At 59.6% G+C, this 21,045-nt stretch carries 17 protein-coding genes; 2 read left to right on the plus strand and 15 right to left on the minus strand.

Features of this window, described 5'->3' with window-relative positions; all coding sequences use genetic code 11:
• The first annotated feature begins 30 nt into the window (after window positions 1-30).
• Window positions 31-621, plus strand: coding sequence for an adenylyl-sulfate kinase (cysC, locus tag VQ067_RS19000; RefSeq protein WP_003133289.1), 591 nt, complete (start codon window positions 31-33; stop codon window positions 619-621).
• A 56-nt stretch (window positions 622-677) separates the two neighbouring features.
• Here the strand turns inward: cysC and VQ067_RS19005 are convergent, their stop codons facing one another.
• From VQ067_RS19005 to VQ067_RS19065, 13 genes are all read right to left on the minus strand, one after another.
• Window positions 678-1,922 (minus strand): sulfotransferase family protein, encoded by a 1,245-nt coding sequence (locus VQ067_RS19005; RefSeq protein ID WP_033991678.1) that lies wholly within the window; start codon window positions 1,920-1,922, stop codon window positions 678-680.
• Window positions 1,923-3,695, minus strand: coding sequence for a glycosyltransferase family 4 protein (locus VQ067_RS19010; protein ID WP_033991679.1), 1,773 nt, complete (start codon window positions 3,693-3,695; stop codon window positions 1,923-1,925). It lies immediately after the preceding gene.
• Window positions 3,692-4,906, minus strand: a complete 1,215-nt coding sequence (locus tag VQ067_RS19015) for a glycosyltransferase family 2 protein (RefSeq protein WP_169311249.1) — start codon at window positions 4,904-4,906, stop codon at window positions 3,692-3,694. Before VQ067_RS19015 ends, VQ067_RS19010 begins: the two co-directional genes overlap by 4 nt.
• 5 nt (window positions 4,907-4,911) lie before the next feature.
• Window positions 4,912-6,396: a glycosyltransferase family 4 protein gene (locus tag VQ067_RS19020; RefSeq protein WP_023126313.1), complete on the minus strand. Its 1,485-nt coding sequence runs from the start codon at window positions 6,394-6,396 to the stop codon at window positions 4,912-4,914.
• Window positions 6,397-6,492: 96 nt separating this feature from the next.
• On the minus strand, window positions 6,493-7,221 hold the full coding sequence (locus VQ067_RS19025) for a glycosyltransferase family A protein (RefSeq protein ID WP_023092053.1): 729 nt from the start codon (window positions 7,219-7,221) through the stop codon (window positions 6,493-6,495).
• Window positions 7,222-7,237: 16 nt separating this feature from the next.
• The gene (locus tag VQ067_RS19030; protein WP_033938843.1) at window positions 7,238-8,794 is read right to left on the minus strand and encodes a sulfotransferase; all 1,557 of its coding nucleotides are present in this window, start codon (window positions 8,792-8,794) and stop codon (window positions 7,238-7,240) included.
• A 146-nt stretch (window positions 8,795-8,940) separates the two neighbouring features.
• Complete coding sequence (locus VQ067_RS19035; protein WP_031627960.1) at window positions 8,941-10,209, minus strand: ABC transporter ATP-binding protein; 1,269 nt, start codon at window positions 10,207-10,209, stop codon at window positions 8,941-8,943.
• A gap of 19 nt (window positions 10,210-10,228) precedes the next feature.
• The gene (locus tag VQ067_RS19040; RefSeq protein WP_033938844.1) at window positions 10,229-11,353 is read right to left on the minus strand and encodes a glycosyltransferase family 4 protein; all 1,125 of its coding nucleotides are present in this window, start codon (window positions 11,351-11,353) and stop codon (window positions 10,229-10,231) included.
• Window positions 11,354-11,376: 23 nt separating this feature from the next.
• Window positions 11,377-12,390 carry a UDP-glucose 4-epimerase GalE gene (gene galE, locus VQ067_RS19045; RefSeq protein WP_023092057.1) on the minus strand — a complete coding sequence of 338 codons (1,014 nt, stop codon included), beginning with the start codon at window positions 12,388-12,390 and terminating at the stop codon, window positions 11,377-11,379.
• A gap of 147 nt (window positions 12,391-12,537) precedes the next feature.
• A complete protein-coding gene (locus tag VQ067_RS19050; protein ID WP_079381499.1) occupies window positions 12,538-14,343 on the minus strand; it encodes a hypothetical protein in 1,806 nt (601 codons plus the stop codon).
• A gap of 518 nt (window positions 14,344-14,861) precedes the next feature.
• Window positions 14,862-17,141, minus strand: coding sequence for a type II secretion system protein GspD (locus tag VQ067_RS19055; protein WP_031686013.1), 2,280 nt, complete (start codon window positions 17,139-17,141; stop codon window positions 14,862-14,864).
• Window positions 17,125-17,616, minus strand: coding sequence for a hypothetical protein (locus VQ067_RS19060; protein WP_023980797.1), 492 nt, complete (start codon window positions 17,614-17,616; stop codon window positions 17,125-17,127). Before VQ067_RS19060 ends, VQ067_RS19055 begins: the two co-directional genes overlap by 17 nt.
• A 360-nt stretch (window positions 17,617-17,976) precedes the next feature.
• On the minus strand, window positions 17,977-18,942 hold the full coding sequence (locus VQ067_RS19065) for an AraC family transcriptional regulator (RefSeq protein WP_033991682.1): 966 nt from the start codon (window positions 18,940-18,942) through the stop codon (window positions 17,977-17,979).
• A 91-nt stretch (window positions 18,943-19,033) separates the two neighbouring features.
• Between VQ067_RS19065 and VQ067_RS19070 the strand changes: the two genes are divergently transcribed.
• A complete protein-coding gene (locus VQ067_RS19070) occupies window positions 19,034-19,867 on the plus strand; it encodes an oxidoreductase (RefSeq protein ID WP_003086966.1) in 834 nt (277 codons plus the stop codon).
• 89 nt (window positions 19,868-19,956) lie between these two features.
• On the opposite strand, the gene VQ067_RS19075 is transcribed toward VQ067_RS19070, so the two are convergent.
• Together VQ067_RS19075 and VQ067_RS19080 are read right to left on the minus strand one after the other, a co-directional pair.
• Window positions 19,957-20,319, minus strand: coding sequence for a hypothetical protein (locus tag VQ067_RS19075; protein WP_003082890.1), 363 nt, complete (start codon window positions 20,317-20,319; stop codon window positions 19,957-19,959).
• Between the two features lie 142 nt (window positions 20,320-20,461).
• On the minus strand, window positions 20,462-20,995 hold the full coding sequence (locus tag VQ067_RS19080; protein ID WP_003109583.1) for a GNAT family N-acetyltransferase: 534 nt from the start codon (window positions 20,993-20,995) through the stop codon (window positions 20,462-20,464).
• Window positions 20,996-21,045 lie beyond the last annotated feature (50 nt).

The following is a 21,045-nucleotide window of genomic DNA, read 5'->3' on the forward strand; positions in this document are numbered from 1 at the left end:
AGTTAACCAATCCTCCAGGCAGAAACAGCGATGAACCCTCGTGAACATGGAAAACGATCGATCGATAACGAGACACGCAGTGCGCTCAAGCGCCAACGCCCAGCGGTCATCTGGCTGACCGGGTTGAGTGGCGCTGGAAAATCCACTATTGCGAATGCCCTGGAACTAGCGCTTTTCGAACAGAAGAAACATACGTTTCTCCTGGACGGCGACGATCTCCGCCTTGGTCTGTGCCGAAACCTTGGCTACAGCGACGAAGATCGCACCGAGAACATTCGAAGAATCGCGGAAGTGGCAAAGATCCTGCTGGAAGCCGGCCTTATCGTGATCGTTGCAACCATCTCGCCATTTTCGCGAGACAGGCGCCTCTCTAGGGAGCTTATCGGCATCGAGCATTTCATCGAGGTCTTTGTCGACACGCCGCTCTCGGAATGCGAGAGAAGAGATCCCAAAGGCCTGTACAGGAAAGCACGCTCGGGCAAGATCGAAAACTTCACCGGGATCGACTCGATCTACGAAACGCCCGCACAGCCGAACATAACGATCGATACGCTTTCAGAAGACCCCGACCTGGCGGTGAAGCGAATCATTTCCTACCTGGAGACGAACCAGCCATCCTGACAAGATGACTGGGCCTGGAGGCACGAACCGTCCGCAACACCACTTCCAGCTTGCGCTCAGGGACACCCCGTCTCGCTGCCGAACAGACGGGACAGGTTTCGCAATGGTTTCGTGAAACGCCAGAAGCGACTGTCCAATATAGCCATCAAACGGGCGTGAGTATCATCGCGATCTACCTGCGTGCGCCGTAGCAAGTTGTCCGTTTCGGCGAGATTGCGCTGAGCGGAAACAAGTTCTTCGCGACACACCGACAATCGCCGAGAAAGTTCCCGCATGGCTCGTTCGTTCTGTTCGTCCCGAGCACCGGCCTCAAGCAAGCGATCTCTCAGTCCATCGTTCAGTTGCCTCTGTGCGGTACAGCTCATGGCCAGGTCAGCCACCTGCTCGCTGAACCGCGTCATGCTCTCGTTGTGGGACGAAGCCGATTGCCAGAGTTGCCTGTCCAGCTCCCCCACGTACTCCAGCAACGGCATCGCTCTGCTGAATTCCCGCTCCAGGCCCTCCCACCCTTCGATGTTGAACCGGTCCACGGCAAGCTGCTGCAGTGCCTCATGCACCTCGAGCAGCGCCTGAAAGCTTCCCGCTGCGGCAGCCAACGCGCTCGCATCATGGGATGAGTGACGCAATGCGACATCCAGGACATCACCGACGAAGCGGGCGCAAGCCGACTCGTCCACCGGCAAGGAAAGTCGATGGCCAATACGGCTCAGTTCCTGTCGCGGCAGAGCCAGCAATCGATCGTAGTCGACCACCACGGCCCCCTTGTGGAGCGCCCACTGCATCGAGCGACAGGAATGTTCGTACCAGAGCATCAGGCTCTTTTCCCGACTCAAGTGGTCACGGGCAGCAAGAGACTCCGCGACGCTAAGAGGATGGCGAGCCGCAATGACATAGTCGACCCATAGCCCCAATGCATCGAACGCGGCTTGCCAGATCGGCATCAGACGCGGCATACGCGGATCCTTGATACCCAGCAGCGCCTTGCCTGCCAGTAGCTCAGTCAAAAGCGCCATGGCCTGCTGCACGATCTCTTCGAATCGCTCGACGCCCAGCACCCGGCGACTGGACAACCCGACGTCGCCCGACGAAAACCCGCACAGGGCCAGGACTCTGTCATTGAAAGCCACCAGGCGGGCATCTTCCCAGTATCCCTTGGGGTTGTCCGGCCTGGGTGGGATCAGATTCTCGCCAAACTCGACCCCGAGCGCCTCGAGTCCGGCGGAAAGTACGCTCGTACCGGAGCGATGCATGCCGAGAATCACCACCACCCTGGGCGTCATGGATGAAACCTCCCTATTCATTCAGTGCTTCCTGATCTTTTGCCAAAGCGCCTTCGCCCCGAATGTGCGCAAGAAGAACACCCCCTTCGCGCATCGCTCCAGGAATCTTGAAAAACGGCCGTGCTTCTGGATATCCAGCCGGCAGCGCAATCCGTTTGCCAGTCGGTAGGACGCCCATTGCATGGACAGCCTGGCCGCCCCCAGGGCAGGCACCGGACTATCCGTGCAAACGCCGCATGGAGTCGAAACCGGCACGCGTTCCAGCAACTCCCGCAAACGCCGCTCGAAAAGAGACAAGGTGAATGCTTCGCGGATGCGGCGTGCGGAGTTCTGCCCCATCCGCCTCAGCATTTCCGGTTCGCGCATGAGGCTCTCGAGCCTAGCGGCGTAATCCCTGGCCTCTCGTTCGGCATCGCGCCGCGGAACAAGGAAGCCGCAGTGGGCAGAGACCAGTTCTGCGTGACCGCCGACATCGGCTGCGACTATGGCCATTCCGCACGCCATCGCCTCGTAGAGAACCAGTGCGATACCTTCGCCGGCCGATGGCAGGAAAAATATATCGGAGGCCTGGAACAACTCGCGCAACGCAGCCTCGTCCTGCCAGCCCAGCATCCGTACCCGCCCGGCCAAGCCATGGCGCCGGAGGTCGTTCCGCAGCTCCCCTGCCAGCTCGCCATCGCCCAGTACCAACGCGACGAAATCACTACCACGGCGCGCCAACTCGCCAAGGCTGGCGGCAAACAGCTCCGGTCGCTTCTGCGCGCAGAGCCGCCCCGCATAGGCGATCACTACGCACTGCGGAGCTATTCCCAGGCGCGCTCGGACCTTCGCGCGCGTCAGGCTGTCGGGTTTCCACGAGTCCACATCGGCGAACCAGTGCAACACCTCGACCTTGCTCGCCTCGACGCCACGGTCGAGCAGCCAGTGGCGCAGGTGCCCGGATACGACCCAGTGCCTGTCCAGCAAGGCAGTGCATCGAGCGGCTCTACCCGGATGGCCGCCATCGTCCCAGCCCTCCTCCATATGATTGAGGTCGACCACGGGCAAGCCCGGGTAGCGGGTCCGGACGTACCCCAGCACGTCATAGGCGAATGCAGAGTTGGAAAGCAGCATCAGGTCGGGTTGTCGACTGTCCACCAGATAAGCAAGGAAGCCGCAAGCTTTCTCGGCAGCCAGAAAGTCCGGGAGCACCCAGACATCCGCAGTGAGCGCGGTAAAACGATCCCGCCACCTATGCTCGGCCGCCAGGCTGGCGACCACCGTCAGCATCCAGCCCTCCCGGGCCAAGGCTCGAAGCATATCCAGATTGCAACGATCCGCTCCGCCTGGCTCAAGCCAGGGCGCCAGCAGCAACAGGCGCTTTCCCGGTGCCTTAGGCAAGCCCCCCGGCGCCAGCATGGCCGGCGAGCAAGGCTGCCTGCGCCCGTTCAGCCTTGCGCCAATACGGCCCTCGGGCAACGACCTGCGACTGACGAAGAGGTCGCCGCGGCGCGCATCTTCGCGAAGTTCGACCCACGGCAGGGTCGGTCGGGACAGCAGGAACCAGATCGCCTCTTCCAGAGCAGTCGCCCTCAGGGCTGCCGGTGCTCGCGGCAAGTACAGTACCGCCATCCCCTCTACCGGCAGACAGTCACTGTCCACTCCTGGGCAATGAAGCCAGCGCCAGCGTTTCAGCGTCTGCGTCTCGAGAAATGCGGCGATTCGTTCGAGTTCCTCCACGCTGCAATCGCAGGCCGTGAGGATGGACAGCAACGGCACGGCATCGGCGACGGGACCTCGCGAAAGAACCTTCACCACGCCGTCCTGCCCACGGAAAACACCTTGGAGATTCCGCGGGTCCGCCTGAAGTTATCGATGAAAGCCGACCATTGCCGCTCGTGCAGCAGGTCGTCCAGCCAGTAGATGGCGCTCGCCCTCTCCAGCAGCCAGCCCGGGAGCTTCCGGCATCCACCGGCAATGACGAAAACCGTCGAGGACGCTGGCAGCTCATCGAATTGTCGACGCCATGCGTTCCAGTCCTCGGTGAGCGGTCTGTCGGCCACCACGGCTACCGCATCGGATATGACGGCGTTGTATTGGTCGGCGCGGGAGAGGTTGAGCAGAGGAGGATATGCCCAGCAGTCGTAATAGCCTTGCCGCTGCCCTCGAAGAAATGGACTCCCTCGATAGAAGCGAGGATGGCGAGTCCGCATACGCTTGTAAGAACTCAAGGCATGACGTTTGCCGGTCTCCAGTCTGGAGCCGACCTGGCGGTGATAGAACAACAGGGGTTCCCTGATCAGCCTGCCTCGCACCCCACATCCGACCAGGGCGATCCAGAAATCCCAATCCTCGAACTGTGCCTGCCTAGCTTCGTCGAAACCGCCTACCGCCAGCCAGTCATCGCGATGAAAGATCGCAGAGACACAGAACGGATTGAAGTAACGCAACAGTCCGGGATGAAAGCCGGCGGAACGATGCAGCCGATGCTCCTCTCCCACCACCTGGACCCAGCTGTACGCCAGGCGGACGCCAGAGTTTCCCTCCAGCAAGACCAGGCACTTTTCCAAATAGGTGGACGCCAGCCAGTCATCCGCATCCAGGCAGCAGATATAACGCCCCCTCGCCCGCGCCACACCGGCATTCCGCGCGGCGGATGGCCCACGATTGGGCTGGCGCAGGAGCGTCATGCCGGGCTCCTGGAGAGCCTCGAGGAGGTCCAGGGTCGAAGGGTCATCAGAACCATCGTCGACCAGAATGATCTCGAAGTCCTGGAAGCTCTGCCGGGCCAGGCTATCAAGCGCGCGCCTCAAATACCTCCCATGGTTGAAGCAGGGAATGACCACGCTCAGCAGGGGCTTCTGCGGATCCCACGGAGTGGCGTGTCCGGAAACCTGCCGGAGCGCCGAGGCCGAACCGATATCGAGGACAAGATGGACCAGGAGCCTTCCCTTCTCTCCCAGCCACGAACGAAAAGCAGGCGGTAGGGAAAATAGCAGACGTTGCAGAAAATGGGCCGACCTCACGCCCTTCACCTGGACACCGGTTCGGTTTCCATGGAGACCTCTTGCTCAGGCCGCACGCCCCCAGGCAGGTAGCCGGGTATGTTCCTGGCCGCATCCCTGAATGCGGCCCAGCCATGACGTCGCGTCAGCAACTCGCGGGCGCGTTTCACCCGTCTCGCCGTCTCCACGGGATTGCCCAGCGCACTCCTGATTGCCCTTGCGAACTCGCCGGCATCGGCGTCAGCGCCAACCAGATAGCCCGTTTCGGTATTCAGGAACTCAGCGATACCCCCGACGTCGGGGGCGACTATGGGCAGCCCTGCGGCAGTGGCTTCGAGCAGGATGTTCGGCAAGCCGTCATAGCGAGAGGTATACAGCAACATCGCATATCGCCCCTGCCGAGCCAGGGCCTGGAAGGAGTCGTAACGCCCATGAAGCCTGACATTCGGCAGGCGTCGCAGCTTCCTCTGGGTTTCTCCCCTGCAAGCAGGATCGACCTCGCCATGGACTTCGAACAGGTATTCGGGAAGCGCCAGGGCAATCTCGTAGAGCAGGCCCGGCCTTTTCTGCGGCGAGATACGGCTGGCCCAAAGAATCGTCGAGCCTGCGGTCGGAATCGCCTCTGCATGGTCGCTGGCGGGAAAGTAGAGCCCATGCATGAGCTCCGGCGGAATGCCGTCCCGCTCGTGAATCTGTTGGAGGAAGGTCCGGTTATCCGAAAGCAGGCCCGCCAGGTGCATCCAAGACCGTGGGAGGAACTCGCTGGCATAGCCGCAGCGAACCGCATTGCCGTCCAGGTCGTCGCAAAAGACGCTGGCGTAAATCCGCTTACCCTCGAACGTCAACGTCTTGCCATGCCGCTCGAGCAGTTCCCAGGCCAGTTGCGAGTTGATGATGTGGATACTCCTGGCAGGACATTGCAGCAAAAGGCGCAGCAGTACCAGGCGCCGGTCCTCCTCGCCGAGCAGATTGCCCAGGCGTCCGAATTCCACCACCCGAACCTCCGCCGGAAGCCGGTTGAGCCAGGGAGACACCACATCCCGCGTGACCACTACCGTCACCTTCACGCCCATCTCGGCGCATAACCGCACATGATGCAGGATTCCCAGGTCAGCGCCACCACGCTGCAAATGCGGGACGAGGAAGACCATATCCGGCGCATATTCGATGAAGTCCGCCAGACATCCCCGGTACAGTTGCGCCGGTCCGTTATCTATCGGGGCCTTCCAGGAAGTGAAAACGCGCAGCTTCGCCGCCGAGGGATACAGGGCAGGCTCGATCCGGGCCAACGCCTTCATTTCGTCGACTATCCATGGCGGCAGCGCCATCGGAGAGGGTGACGGTACGACGACTGCCTCCTTGAGCAACCAGCCCTTCAAACGGTCGCAGACCAGTATGAAGCGTTGTAATTGGCGCTCGGAGAGCACCCGCCGCAACGATCCAAGAATAGGTGGATAGGCTGTGCGAGCGAAGCTGGCCGCACGAGCTTTCAGTCTGCCGTTCAGGCTCATCAGGAAAGTTCCACTTGGTAGAAGTGCTGGATGCTCGGCTCATCGATGCGGGGCTGCCGCGGCAGGCATGTGCCTCCCCGGCCCCAGAGAAGCCGGCTAGTGATCGAAACACCGTCCATCGAAGAATCGTCCGGGGCGAACCACTGCGTTCAGCGCGCCCATGGCGGCCAGCATCGATGCTTCCTTGCGGCGATAGAACAGGCAGGTGCCGCTAGCCAGGGTGTGCTTCCGACCGGACGCAATCACCTCGAGATTCCAATGCCAATCTTCATAACCGAAGCCGGATTTCCCCACTCGGGTCTCCAGGTATGGAAGCTCCTGGAATACGGCTTTCTCGGCTACGGCAACGGAAACCCATGGGTGATGCTTGAAGCAACTTTCCACGGGATAGTCTTCGCTCAGTTGATCTACCGAACGCCCCAGCAAATGGCAGGCTCCATGGCTCACCGTGTACTCGGGATGGACCACGACGCCATTGCCCTTCTCGGATACCACCTGCAGGGCTTCGACCAACCAGTTCGCCGAGCAGTAGTCGTCGCCATCCAACACCCCCACCGTGGACGCATCCGCGCTATCGATCCCGGCGTTCCGGGAAAGCCCGAGATCGCCATGCTCGACCTGAAGGACCTTGTCGCCCTCGCGCAGGACCGGATGCTGCCTGACGATTCGCCGAGTCGTTTGCGAGGCGCGGTCGAGCACCGCCACCAACTGCACGGAAACCCCATGGTGCGACGCGAATTCACGCATGCGTTGAAAACCCAGCAGGCTCCAATGCGCCAGCACGTCTTCCGCATGGAAATTCATGATTAAACTGATATCCGGCATAAGGGTTCTCCCGGTTCTACAAGACGTAGTGGAATCGCTCGGCAACGTCGCAGACTATGTTGGCAACCAGCTCCTGCTCGTCCGGCGCCAGCCCCTTGCTCCATGCCACAGGCTCGTCGAAAGGCAAGGTGCGGTTGTTTCGCAGAGCGGCCAAGGTCGTTTGCGGCGCCTCGACGAAGTCCTCGCAGCGCAACAACTGGACGTAATCCCCGGCGTCCTCCAGTTGCAGTGCCAGGTAACGCCACCACAGAGCACGCCGGACAGCTAGGTGGTCGGTATCGGCAATGGCCAGCAGTGCCTTGCGCTGCCATCCCGTGAGGGCCAGGTCATCGGGACATCCGAACGGCTGGCGTTCGACGGCAGCCTGGCGCAGGTGCTCGAAGGTGTTCGCCCAGGAGTTCAGGGTGTCGTAGGGATGACGGATGGTTGCGATCAGCAACGCCGTCGGCATGACCTTGCGGATCAGGGGCAGCCGGGCGATATAGGCAAGCGTGTTCTTCGTTCCCAGGTGAAACGAAGCCCCCCGCACCTCAGCGAAATAGTCGCTGGACTGATCGTTGCCCCTGGCAGTGTCGTCGACTAGGCGGCCATTCACATGCTTGTTCGGCACGGGCCTGCCCGCCAGGATGTCGCGACGTAACTCTGCGTAGTAGCGTGGCAGTCCCCAAGGAAGAGGCGAGAGTTTCAGCGCTTCGAATACCTGAGGAGGTTCATTGAGCACCACGGTGTCGGGCTGCTGGGAGAGCAGACGGCATAGACGGCTGGTTCCGCTCCGGGGAATCCCGGTGATCACCAGGTCCTGTCCGGCCTCGACAGTGCCGGTGGAATCACCTTCCGAGAAAGCCAGCCGAGGCGCAGGAGCCAGGATTGCCTTCTTCCAGTTGGCATCCAGCGCAAGCACTTCGCGCAGCTCAGGGAAACGCTTGGCCAGTTCGTCCAGTTCGGCCCATAGCGAACGCTCGCGGACAAGTGTGTCGAGAGAATGGTAGTGGCAGAAGAAGGGCGGTAGGGACGCAGCGGATAGCGGCTTGATATGAAGCGGATAATTGAACCGTTCGCTGAGCGCTCTCGTCTTGTAGTTCAACGCGTGCAGAGCGACGGGTAGCGTCAGCTGGTCCAGCCAGGGCATCTTGTTGGTGATCAGCGGGTCCGCATGGACGCGTTCGGCGAGCCTGTACCAGACTTCGGCGAAACGCCTGGCATCACGTACCAGGATAAAGCCAGCGTTATAGTACGCAGGCATCGCTTCCCCGGAACAAGTGGTCACTACCCGATCTCCAGGCAATGCCGATCCCGCATGGGCGTATATGCGTTGCCAGTAATCGTTCTGTTTTTCCACCAATGCCATATCGGCAGGTTTGAGTGCCGCGTCGAAACGACAAAGCATGTCAGCTTCGAATGCATCGACACAGATCATGTCACTGTCGAGAAACAACGTATGCCCAACAGCCGGCCCCAGCGCCAACGCCGAAAACTTGTTGCCTATTGGATACTCTGGCCCGAAAGGACTATCCATAGGCAAAAGAGGAATGCCCAAACGCTCATATAAGCGCTGGGATGCATCGCTTGGCACACCCCAGTCAGCCTTTCCCGATGGACATGCGGCAATGATATCTATGGAAAAGCCAAAGCATTTGCGTAGAGAAGCCGCCAACACGGCAGACTTAATTTCCAGCTCGCCGGCGTGGACGACGAATACCATGGTCAAAGACGATGACTTCATTGGGTAGCCCGGGTCTCGCAGCAGAACGAAACCGGCTCGAATGCTCCATGCAGATTCACCACTGCATCGAAGCACTTGGGCGAATTGAAGACCCTGAATATCGCCGCATTGACCTGTTTATCCATGAGTTCGCAAACGGACTCCGACAAAGAGTTCTCCAGACGAAACGTCAAGGCGTATTCGCCGGCCTGCAAGTCGCAGTCGAAGCTGATACGTGTTCTCAAGCGCCCGTCAGGCTCGACATTCAGAGCCTTGCCCTGCAATAAATTGTTTATGCCATAGAGGTTGTAACCGCGCTGGTCACGGATAGTCAGGGTGATCTTTGGGTGCTCCGGGACGGGTAGGTCAAATTGCACAAGTACCTCGACCCAGACACGTTCGCCCGAATCGAAGTAATCCCGGGCTTCGTCAAGTACACCCATGCGGATGGATAGAAACCTGCCCTGCCCATTTCCATATGCAATTACCGAGTTCCCGTGTTCGCCAGAAGCGATCAGGCTTCCTGAGCGGACTTCCGCCCGCTGTGTCTCTATACTGTCCCGCAGATAGAGTTCCGTGGCTGTTTCACAGTCGCCATCGAATATCACTCTACCTTTGGATAGATAGATCGCTCGACTACAATAACTCTTGATCAACTGTATATCGTGGGAGACCAGCAGGATGGTGATGCCTTTCAGCAGCAGTTCTTCAAGCCGGTTCAGGCATTTGAACTGAAACGCGGCGTCACCTACCGCCAGGGCCTCGTCCACGATCAGCACATCGGCATCGACATATGCCGCAATGGAGAAAGCCAAACGCACGAACATACCGCTCGAATATGTTCGAACCGGACGATCGATGAACTCACCGATATCGGCAAACTGGATTATCTCGTCGAGGCGTTCAGAAATCTCCTGCTCGCCCAGTCCAAGAAGCATGGCATTGAAGATTATGTTTTCCCTGCCGGTGTACTCCATGTTGAAACCGGCCCCCAGCTCCAACAATGCCGCTACCCTTTCTGGGCGAACCACCTGTCCACTCGTAGGGCGCAAGGTACCCGCAAGTATCTGCAGCAAGGTGGACTTCCCGGAGCCGTTGCAGCCGATTACTCCAACCACCTCCCCAGGAAAAACCTGGAAACTCACATTCCGCAGAGCCCAGAATTCCGAATAAAACTTCTTTCTCTCACCCCAGATGGCCTGCAACATCCTTTGATGAGGAGCCCTGTAGACTCTAAAACCCTTGCTTATATCTACGGCCGCAAGTACCGGCGCCTTACCATTCATACAACTCACAGCCAGATCCCTACAACGCAGAAAGCATCGTATTGTTTATCCTGAAAACGTCATAGCGCTGTTCCGCCAACGATCTACTGGCTTCTCCCATACGTGCGATGAGCGAAGGCGACTCGATGAACTTCAACATTGCCGCGGCTAAACTCTGCGGACTCTTGATCGGTACCAGAAACCCATTGACACCATCCAGTACCGTTTCACGACATCCCGTCCAGTCAGTCGTTATCACAGGTTTCCCCAGGGACATGGCCTCCTGACTACTTCTCGGCACACCTTCTCTATAATAGGATGGCAGCACGAATACACTCGTATTGGCCACCCATGCCTTGATGTCATGCACATGGCCAGGCCACTCCAACAAGCCTTCGGCTACCCACTGGTTCATTTCTTCCCGTGAAACCTTTCCTGGATTACTGTCGACGCCTCCCAAGACCAGAAAACGCGCGAGCGGACTGCGTTTTCTAACGATTCTCGCGGCTTCCACAAAATCATAGATACCTTTCTCCTTGAGAAGACGAGCGACAAACACGAAAGTAATAGGCCGCAACACGGGAGAACTCGCGGCAAAATAATCAAGATCGACGCCTATACCCGGCAATATCAAGGCACGTCCCGTCTTGGCCAGCCGAGTGCTCACAAACAGGTCATAGTCATCCTGATTGAGCAGAAATACACGAGACGAGAACCGAAGGACCAACCTGATCGAACAGGTCACGACATGCCTAAGCAGCTTCCGTAGAAAATGGGTATAGCCTTCTTCCGAATAGATGAAACCAGCGCCTTCGATCATCGAATAGCGTAATCTGACGCCCGTCAAAAAAGCCGCGATACCACCGTAGATAACGGGCTTTATAAAGTAACTGAACACGGCATCGATCTTCAGCGCCCGCAGCTTGCAGATCAGGCTCAGGAGCGCGTGCAACTCCTGAAAGGGATTCATGCCCGCACGTTTCAAGCTGTAGGAAACCGGAATTGCTCCAAGCTCCGAAACTTGACGGCTTGTCACCTCGTCGTAGTCTGGAGCGAAAGCGTAGACCTTCGCTCCTCGACGTACGACCTCTCGAATGAAATCGCCACGAAAATTGTAGATTGAAAAAGCCTGATTGGAGATCAGCGCAAGGTTGCTAAAAGGCAACCCATCGACAACAGCGGCGTGATTCATGAATACCCACTCGGATTGGAAACCTGCCAGCGCCAGGCATCCGCAATCATGCATTCGAGACCCAGCCCCGCCTTCCAGCCCAACTCTCGCTCCGCCTTGGAAACATCCGCCCAGCACTCGGCCACATCGCCTGGGCGGCGACCGGACACCGTAAAGGGAATGCGCCTGCCAGAGACTCGCTCGAAAGCTTCGATGACCTGCAAGACCGAATAGCCGGTGCCCGTCCCAAGATTCCAGACGTGGTAGCCGTGCCCCTGCCCCAGGTATTCGAGCGCCCTGGTATGTCCTGCTGCCAGGTCGCAAACATGGATGTAGTCCCGGACTCCCGTCCCGTCGATAGTCGGATAGTCGCCGCCATGTACCGTCAACCGACTCAAACGTCCCACTGCAACCTGGGCGATATAGGGCAGAAGATTGTTTGGGGTACCGCATGGGTCCTCACCGATGAGGCCGCTTTCATGAGCACCGATGGGGTTGAAGTATCTGAGCACCGCGATGGACCAACGCGCATCGGAGCGAGCCAGGTCATCGAGCATGTGCTCGGCAGTCAGTTTTGTCCGGCCATAGGGACTGGCCACGCCTCCCACTTTCGAACTCTCGGATATAGGCAAGGTGCCAGGCATCTGATAGATCGTTGCGGAAGAACTGAAGACAATCTTGAATACCCCGACCCTCTGCATGGCGCGTAGCAGCGAAATAGTTCCCTGAACGTTGCTCTCGTAATACTCCAGCGGGTCATCAACGCTTTCTCCAACAGCTTTCAACCCCGCCAGATGAATGACCGCATCAACCTTCTCATCGATCAGCAGGCGCTCAACAAGAAGACTGTCTCTAACATCTCCCAGTACGAAGCCAACCGGATGCCCGGTTATTCTTTCCACTCGCTTTAGAGATTCCGAAGAACCGTTGACAAGATTATCCAGAACCACAACCTTGGCGCCTTGGCCTAAGAGTTCGACCAACACATGAGAGCCAATGAATCCTGCACCTCCTGTGACCAATACGCGCATCTCGCCTCACCTTGATACGTACAGAGCTGGGTTTTCAGGGGTAAGAACTCCCATCGAGCCCGTCTTTAACGCACTCTCTTTCTACTTACCCAGTGGAAAAGGAGGCGATCGAGAAGATCGCCTCCTTTGGCCTGCAGCTAAAGTGACTTAGTTGCGGTTGTTACCAGCCTTGTGGTTCTCCGAGGTGGACGAGCCATCTTCGTTGAAGTTGCCTTGGGTGGTGGAGGTCATGTTGGTGATGGTGCCATTGGCAGAGCGGATCAGGCCGAGCGCCTCGCAAGTTGGGAACTCGCCTTCCAGGACCAAACGTGCGCGACCGTTGGCACCGTTCCAGTTGGTACCGTCGATACCGAAGGCCTGGGCTACTTCGGTTACGGTGTACACACCGGTTTCGTGCGCTTTCAGGGCAGTCTTCCCGCTCGAGTCGGTCAGGTAGGTGCTGCCAGTCGCCGGATAACGCTTACCGTTCTGGTCGAACAGTACCCCGCGCACCTTGCCGTCCCGACCATCGTCGCTGGTGTTGGTCAGACGAATGAAGAACTGGTCGGAAACATTGGAGCCAGGCAGATTGAACAGACTGGCGACGCAACTGTTCTTCCAGAACTCGTCGAGACGGTTGCCTGCAATGGTACGGTCGACATAGCGTACGTTCTCGAAGTCGACCTTCAGATCACCCACATCGAAACGTTGCAGCGCCTGCATCGGCACGGTGCCGGAAGCCTTCACGCAGACGTTGTAGGTCTGGTTGATATTCGAGTTGTCGAACGATACCGGCAAAGTACCGTTGCCCTGCGCATCCACTACACCTTCGATGGCGGCAGAATTCCAGAGCTTGGCGGCAGACCCCGGATTGGCGGCAAAGGCGGAGCAGTTCCCGGTGGTCAGGCCGATGTCGCTGATCCCGTTGAAGTTACCCGACAGGGTGCTGGTCACCTTGTCGCCACCGGCGAAACCAAACACGGTTCGACCCGCCTCGTTGAGCACATCCGTATTGATGCCGAGCCGTACGGCGCCCAGACGCGCATAGTTGGCACCATAATAATCGGTGTTATCGCCACCGACGGACACCGTGGTATCGAAGGAGCGATCCTGATTGTTCAGGTTCAACGGATGCAGGACGCGATTCTGCCCATACTGGTTGGTGTTGAGAACATCCCAGTAAACCGCGGGCAACGAAGTGAAAATGGTCAGGGGCGGTGCAGAGTCGTTATTCGCAGGGTTGCCGGCATCGGCGCCAGTGGTGGTATCGAACTGTGCGGAAACCGTGACCTGGAAACGCAATTCGTTCAGCGGGTCGTTTTGCAGGCTCACTTTCGGATTCCAGGATCCAGCCACGAAGGTGGCATCGCCCTGAAGTGGAGCGCGCATGTTGGTGACCTTGGCAGGCTGGCTGTCCTGGCTGCTCGGCTCGCGGAAGTTGAAGAACACCACGTTGCCGCCGGTCGCGGTCTGCTTGATCATGTCGGCACCCGCCTGGTCGAGGCGCAGCTCAAGCGTGTTGTCGGTGGCGCCAGTGCCGCTGGTGATGACGAAGCCGCTACCCGCCGCCAGGGCGCCGATCTTGATCTGGTTGGCGGTCACGGCCTTGGCGAAGCGCACGACGGTACGACCAAGGGTCAGCTTGATGGTGTGGCCCGCAGCGGCATTTCCAGCCTTCACTGGATCGATGGTGTAGGTAACGCTGGGCAGGTCAAAGGTAGTTTCTTCGGACTTGTTGCCGAAAATCTCCTGAGCCAGGGTGATGTTGGCCGCCTTGCTGTCGAGGTTGGCACCATTTTCCACACTCTTGCCGACGACATAGTTGGCCTGTCCTGGTCCGTACTGCTCGGTTGCACCAGGCGAGTTCGCCTCCAGAGTGGGGCTTGTGGCAATAGCAACCACTCCGGCAGCGTTCGCGACTCCAGCAAACAGTGCCGAAGCTACAGCGGCGCTGAGTAGTGTTCTTTTGAGCATGAGAAAATAACTCCTTGAAGCGTTTATATTGAGCATTCCAGTCAAGTGTCCATCTTTGGACGACACGCTAATGATCATGTATCGGTAATCAACCAACACATCGACAGGCCTGACACCATGAATACTTCCAATCATTCCGGTGACACCGATCGAATTGACGCCCAACCACTACCTGAAGTGGCCACACAGGCACCAACGGATGGCTTTATATAATTGCCAAAGCACCTCAGCAATAGCAAAAAGTGCGTTTTCACCTCTTCCTATTTAATAAATGAATTTTCCTACGAAAGAAGGTAAAAACAAAAACCGTAAAATAGAGAAAATTCTTAAGAATATCTAAGCGATCACGAACAAACGTTTCTAAAAACCGGGTCACACCCAGAAGTAAAAGGCTACTTTTGAGCATTTAGAAAGAAGATTCGCAATAGATTTTTATGGATGGATACGGCGCGGAAAGTTCCAGGCCTATCGGGAAGCACGACGAGAGTCGTCTAGATGAGTGTTGCAGGTGACCGACCTCATTCCATACGGCAGGCGCCCGGTCTATCGGAGCAGGCCAGTGTCTTGCTCAGCATGGCGCGCAGCTTTTCCGTCACTTCCCTGGCATCGGCATCACTTTCCAGCACGTAAGGCTGGATCAACATGATGACTTCTTCACGGGTCTTCACGGCTTTCTGGCGTCCGAAGAGGAAACCGATCCCGGGAATGTCCTTCAGGAGAGGCACGCCAGCGTTGGAGTCCGTTATGTTGTCCCGAATCAGCCCCCCCATCAGCACCGACCCACCGCTTTTCAACGTAAGCGATGTTTCCAGCGACGTCCTGGAAATCTCCGGAGCGCTGATTCCTCCGCCACTGGCCTTGCCACCGCCGCCGGAAGAACCGCCACTGTCGCTCAACTCCTGGCTGACCGTAAGATCGACCCGACTATCCGAGTAGACTACGGGGGCGACATTCAAAATTGTGCCGGTAGAGCGGTAGGCAATTTCATTGCGCAGGTTGGTGCTTCCAGCAGTGGTGCTGTCGTCGTTGACCTGAGCCGTTGGGATAGGAATATCCCGACCGACATTGATGTTGGCCTGCTCGCCGCTCTTGACCAAGATACGGGGAGTGGCGAGTACCCGGACTCGTTGATTGTCCGCCATTGCCTGGATGGCTGCGGTATTGCCTCCGGCGGTGTTGATGACGTAGTTGAAGCCTCCTTTCCCGGCGCTGCCCTTGCTTCCGGTCGAGGTCGCGCTATTGAAACTGCCGTTGAGCATCTCCCACTCCACGCCCAACTCCTGGGTGTCGCTGAGACTTACGCTGGCCACCGTCACCTCGATCAATACCTGGCGGGCCGGCTTGTCCATTTCCCGGAGCAAGCCCTGCATCTGCTGCCAGGTACGCGCCGCTCCTCGGAACAAGATGGCGTTTCGATTCTCGTCCTCCACTATGGTGCCGCTGCCGCTGATACCGGCCGCCAAGCCACCGAGCAAACCGTTAGCACTGTCGCCCCCCACCAACGCGGCGGCACCTGCGGCTTGCAGCAAGGGAGCGACCGCCGGTGCCGCGCCATCTTCTCCGGCGCGCCTGCCACCGCCAGATCGCTTGGAAGCGCTGCTTTGCAGTCCGGAGGTGATCCCGTAGGCACCCTCCCCAGCGAACCCCGATACCAATGCCCGCAACGACTTGGCCAGTTCGGTGACACGGGTATTGCGAGCTTCGTAGAAGAACAGCCCTTCCTTCTCCTCGCCGATACCTGCGGCAACCGCCATCGGAGCCCTGTCGACCTGCTGCGCCCACTCGCGCACCAAGTCGAGAAGCTGGCCATCGTTGGCAAAGACGATGAGGCCATTGGAACTTTCCAGCGGTACCAGCATTATGCTGCCGACCGCTTCGCCGATACCGACGCTGTAGCCTTGCGCCGCAATCACGCTCTTGAGTTGACTGGCCATGTCGGCAGCACTGACGAAGGCCGGGTCGATACGCAGGCTGTGACGTCCACGCATGAAAGGTTGATCGAGAAGGCGGACGGCTTCGGTGGCCTGGTTGACGATGGAAGACATGCCCTTGAGCATCAAGCCACTCCGCGCACCATCGGCCATCACGCTCAGGCCGGATTTTTCGTAGGCACTGTTCAACCAGGGAATCACATCCTTGGGGTCGACGCTGTGCAACGCCACGAATTGAAATACCGGCCGATAGGCAATCGGCACACTAGGCCGTGCTTCGCCACTGATGAGAATGGGCGGCTCGTCCGGGCTGAGCCCTACCTGCTTGATCTGGAAGCGATAGATATCGCCTTGGTGGAGTATCTCCACGCCGTAGTTGACGAGCACCTGGCGCGCGACTTCGTAGACCATCTGTGCAGTCTGCGGCTGTTCCAAACGAACGGTCACGCGATCAGTCTTTTCCTTCAGAGCGCTTTCGATCTCAAACGGCAAACCGAGGATGTTGCCGAATACCTCGTTGATGAATGCGGCAAGCTGCACGTCCTCCACGTTCAGACTGATGTCAGCCTTCTTGTCGTCGAGGATCGCCTTGTCCATTCGATCGACTACACCGCCTACGATCGACCGAGGCGATGTGGGCGTGCCACTGAACTCCGTCTTCGGAACAGCCAACGATGCCGGAGCTTTCTTTCCGTCGTCGCTCACCAGGGCTACGCCCTCGGTTGCCTTGGCTTTTTCCGACTTCGCGAGCAATGGTTCGGGAAACTGCAATGGGGAAGTACTGCAACCTGCCAATAGGGCCAGACAGACGACAATGGACAACGGGTGGCGCAAGAAGGCAAAGCTCGGCCTATGGCAAGGGTGCATACAGTTTCCTTTCAAAACCCTGGGTGTTCCCGTCCTGCGAGAACGAGAAGCGGATTCCTTGTTCAGTGATGCTCTCCAGACGCTCGCCGCCAGGCAGAGTGGCGCCCGCCGCAAAACGCCGCAGAGGCCCCTCGGCGCTTTTGGCAACAAGGGCGAAGATGCCGCCTTCATCGCGGACAATGCCGCGTAGCAGCCAATCGACCTTGATTAGCGCCACTCCATCCACGCCCACCGAAACCCGCTTCGATTCAGCTTCGCGCTCCTCGTCCACGGTTCTCCCCCACCACGACATTCCAGCCAACTTGCCGGCAACCGTCGTATCAACCGCAACGGACGGAACTTCCACCAGAACCCACTTCCGGGCTTCAGGAGTGGGCAAGGCGGAAAGATCGGCACTCGGAGCAAAGACAAGTCCGGCAAAGATGGAAGCGACCAGAAGCAGAAGATTCCAGCGAGCAAAGGCATGAGGCGTCATTGGGTTTGCAAATGGCAGGATGGAAAGCGATGAGTTGAAGATGCGGGAAGTGTGGCATTTATAGAAAATTGAAAATCCTGAGTTAGAAGTAAGAAAACTCCCAACTTACAAGTCGTAAAACCCAATCATTTCGAGACTCCATCGCCAAGCACGCAAGGACCCGACCATTACGGCAGGCGGCACCGGATGGATAGGCAAACAGTGCAGTCGGTACGGGTAACGGCTTGCACACCCCGCGCAGGATTCGCGTCACTCGGCCAGGACTGTCACTGCACCGAGACGCCAACAGCGGCAATGCAACCGACATTCACCTAGCGAACTCGGCCAAGAGCAGGAAGGCGAACCGACTCCACGCTCGCCCTAATGCGACGACACGTACTCCGCCTCCCCCTGCGCCGGCGGCAGCGAGAATCCCGCGCGCAGGCGTCGGGCCTCGGCCAGTGGCGAACGGCCGAACAGACGCTTGAATTCGCGGTTGAACTGCGAAGCGCTGGCGTAGCCGACCGCATGGCAGGCGTCCTGGGCGCTCATGCCCTGGCGCACCATCAGCAGACGCGCCTGGTGCAGGCGTGTGCACTTCAGGTACTGCATCGGCGAGGTCTGGGTGATCGCCTTGAAGTGGCTGTGGAACGACGGCACGCTCATCCCCGCCTCGCCCGCCAGTTGCGCCAGCTCGAGCGGCTCGGCGTATTGCGCGTGGATGCGGCGCAGCGCCCGGGCAATGTTGCCGAAGCGCCCGCGCATGGCCAGTGCCGCGCGCATGGCGCCGCCCTGAGGGCCGGTGAGCACGCGGAAGTACAGCTCGCGCAGTAGCGCAGGCGCGAGGATCGCTGTCTCCAGCGGATCGCCCAGCGCCTCCAGGAAGCGCAACACCGATGCCCGCAGCGGCGCGTCCATAGGGCTGGACATCAGACTGCGCGGCGCTTCGACCTGCGCAAGCGCGCGCTGACGGTCGATCTCCACCGCCAGCCCGGCCGCCAGCGGGAAATCCAGGTGCAGGTAGATCGCCAGCAGCGGTCGCTCTGGCGTGGCATCGGTCTCCATGGTGAACGGCACCGGCACCGCCACGGCCAGGTAGTGCTGCTCGTCGTACAGGTAGATCTGCTCGCCGAAATAGCCGCGCTTTCGCCCCTGGCAAACGATGACGATCCCCGGATCGTAGAGCACCGGCGTCCGCGCCAGCGGACGATCCGAACGCAGCAGGCGGACGCTGTCGAGCCCGGTGAGGTTGTAGCCCTCCTGGGGCGCCAGGTTTTCGAGCAACGCGACCATGCGCTGTCGGTCGGCGGAGCGGATGGCTTCTGAATCAGGCAGTGATGCGCTCATAGAATCAGGCAATAAAACGAGAAATTCCGGTCTCTGAGATAGGGAAATTTCTGCGTATTGTGCACTCATTCCCCCATAACGGAGTCACACCATGTCGTTTCGCAAGACCCTGTTGATCACCGGCGCCAGCAGCGGCTTCGGCCAGGCCCTGGCCCGCGAGGCCCTGAATGCCGGTCACCGCGTGGTGGGCACGGTGCGCAGCGAGGAGGCCAGGAGCGCACTGGAAGCCGTGGCGCCGGGCCAGGCCTTCGGCCGGCTGCTGGACGTCACCGACCTTGCCGCCATCGAGCCGACGGTCGCAGCCATCGAGCGCGACATCGGTCCGCTGGACGTGCTGGTGAACAGTGCCGGCTATGGTCATGAAGGCATCCTCGAGGAGTCGCCGCTGGCCGAGATGCGCCGGCAGTTCGAGGTCAACCTGTTCGGCGCGGTCGCGATGATCCAGGCCGTGCTGCCCTACATGCGCCGGCGCCGCCGCGGTCATATCCTCAATATCACTTCCATGGGCGGCTACATCACCATGCCCGGCATCGCCTACTACTGCGGCAGCAAGTTCGCCCTGGAAGGGGTTTCCGAAGCCTTGGGCAAGGAGGTGGCCGGCCTCGGCATCGCCGTCACCGCCGTGGCCCCCGGCTCCTTCCGCACCGACTGGGCGGGCCGCTCGATGGTCCGCAGCCCCCGCACCATCGCCGACTACGACGCGCTCTTCGACCCGGTCCGCCAGGCTCGCCAGGAAAAGAGCGGCAAGCAACCGGGCGACCCGCGCAAGGCCGCGCGCGCCATGCTCCAGGCCATCGACGCGGAAAACCCGCCGGCGCACCTGCTGCTGGGCAGCGATGCACTGGGGCTGGTGCGGCAGAAGCTGAAGGCGCTGGAGGAGGAAATCGCGGCGTGGGAAGAGGTCACGCGGTCGACGGATGGATGAGATTTGGAAAGTCGTAGACGGATAATTCCACGGCATTATCCGCTGATACCGCGCCGAACCGGCGGATAACCGCACTGCGGTTATCCGCCCTACGCCATGGCCAGGTTGCTGGCCCGCTCCGACAACGGACAGCCCTTTTCCTGCAAGTACCGAATCGCCTGCCGTGCCGTGGCGGGGTTCATCGTATTGCCGATGAAGGTCGTCAGCGAGTCGGTGAACTCCAGTACGATGTTCTCGGTGTAGTGCCATTTCCGGTAGTCCACCCGGGAAATGCTGGAATACGGCTTCGAGCGCGTGCGGATGACGCGGAACTCGACACGGTCCGCATGCAGGACCAGCCGCGGGGACAGGTCGCTGTGGGCCCAGCACAGCCAGGGAATGCCTTTCCAGCCGGCGAACGCGGCGACCAGGCGCACGTTCAGGCCGCTGTCCGTCGCAGGATCCTTCGTCACGCGCCCTCGCCTCCCAGATAACAGCCGCGCTGCTTGTCCACTGTCACCGTATGCCCGAAGCCCAGGACGAACCTGTCGTGGAACGGAAGCCCGGCGAGCCAGGAGGTCGCGCCGGTCCGCAGCCTCTCGTCGCGCCCGCCCCTCACTCTCCCACACGCCCCTCGACCCTCCGCAAGCGCGCCATGCTGTACACATCCACGAAGCGCCCATCCCGCACCGCGTAGTCGCGCATTTCTCCTTCGGTCTCGAAGCCGAACTTGCGATACAGCGCCAGCGCCGGGGCGTTGTCGGTGTAGACGGTGAGTTCGACGCGGCGCAGGTTCATCCAGTTGTCGGCGATGTCCAGCAGTTCGCCGAGCAGGCGGCTGCCGACGCCCTTGCCCTGCCAGGCGACGGCGACGCCCAGGCCGATGCTGCCGCTGTGGCTGCGGCGGATGCGCGGGTGCTGTTCGAGGCTGGCGCTGCCGATGACGTCCCCCTGGTGCAGGGCGACGAGGATCAGCAGGCGGTCGTCGTCCGCGCTGTCGTGCAGGCGCTTGCGGCGCTGCTCCACCGACTGGTAGGGCATCTGCAGGACCTGGCGGGCCACGGCGGGGTCGTTGTACAGGGCGGTGAGGCCTTCCACGTGGCGTTCGCTGTAGCGTTCGAGGCGGATCGTCGGCGATTCGGCGGTCATTGCGGTCATCCCTGGGCTGTCTGGCCACCCAGCATAAGCGTCTGCGCCGG

The sequence above is a fragment of the Pseudomonas sp. KBN12P06040 genome, assembly GCF_037574965.1.
Taxonomy (GTDB): Bacteria; Pseudomonadota; Gammaproteobacteria; order Pseudomonadales; family Pseudomonadaceae; genus Pseudomonas; species Pseudomonas aeruginosa.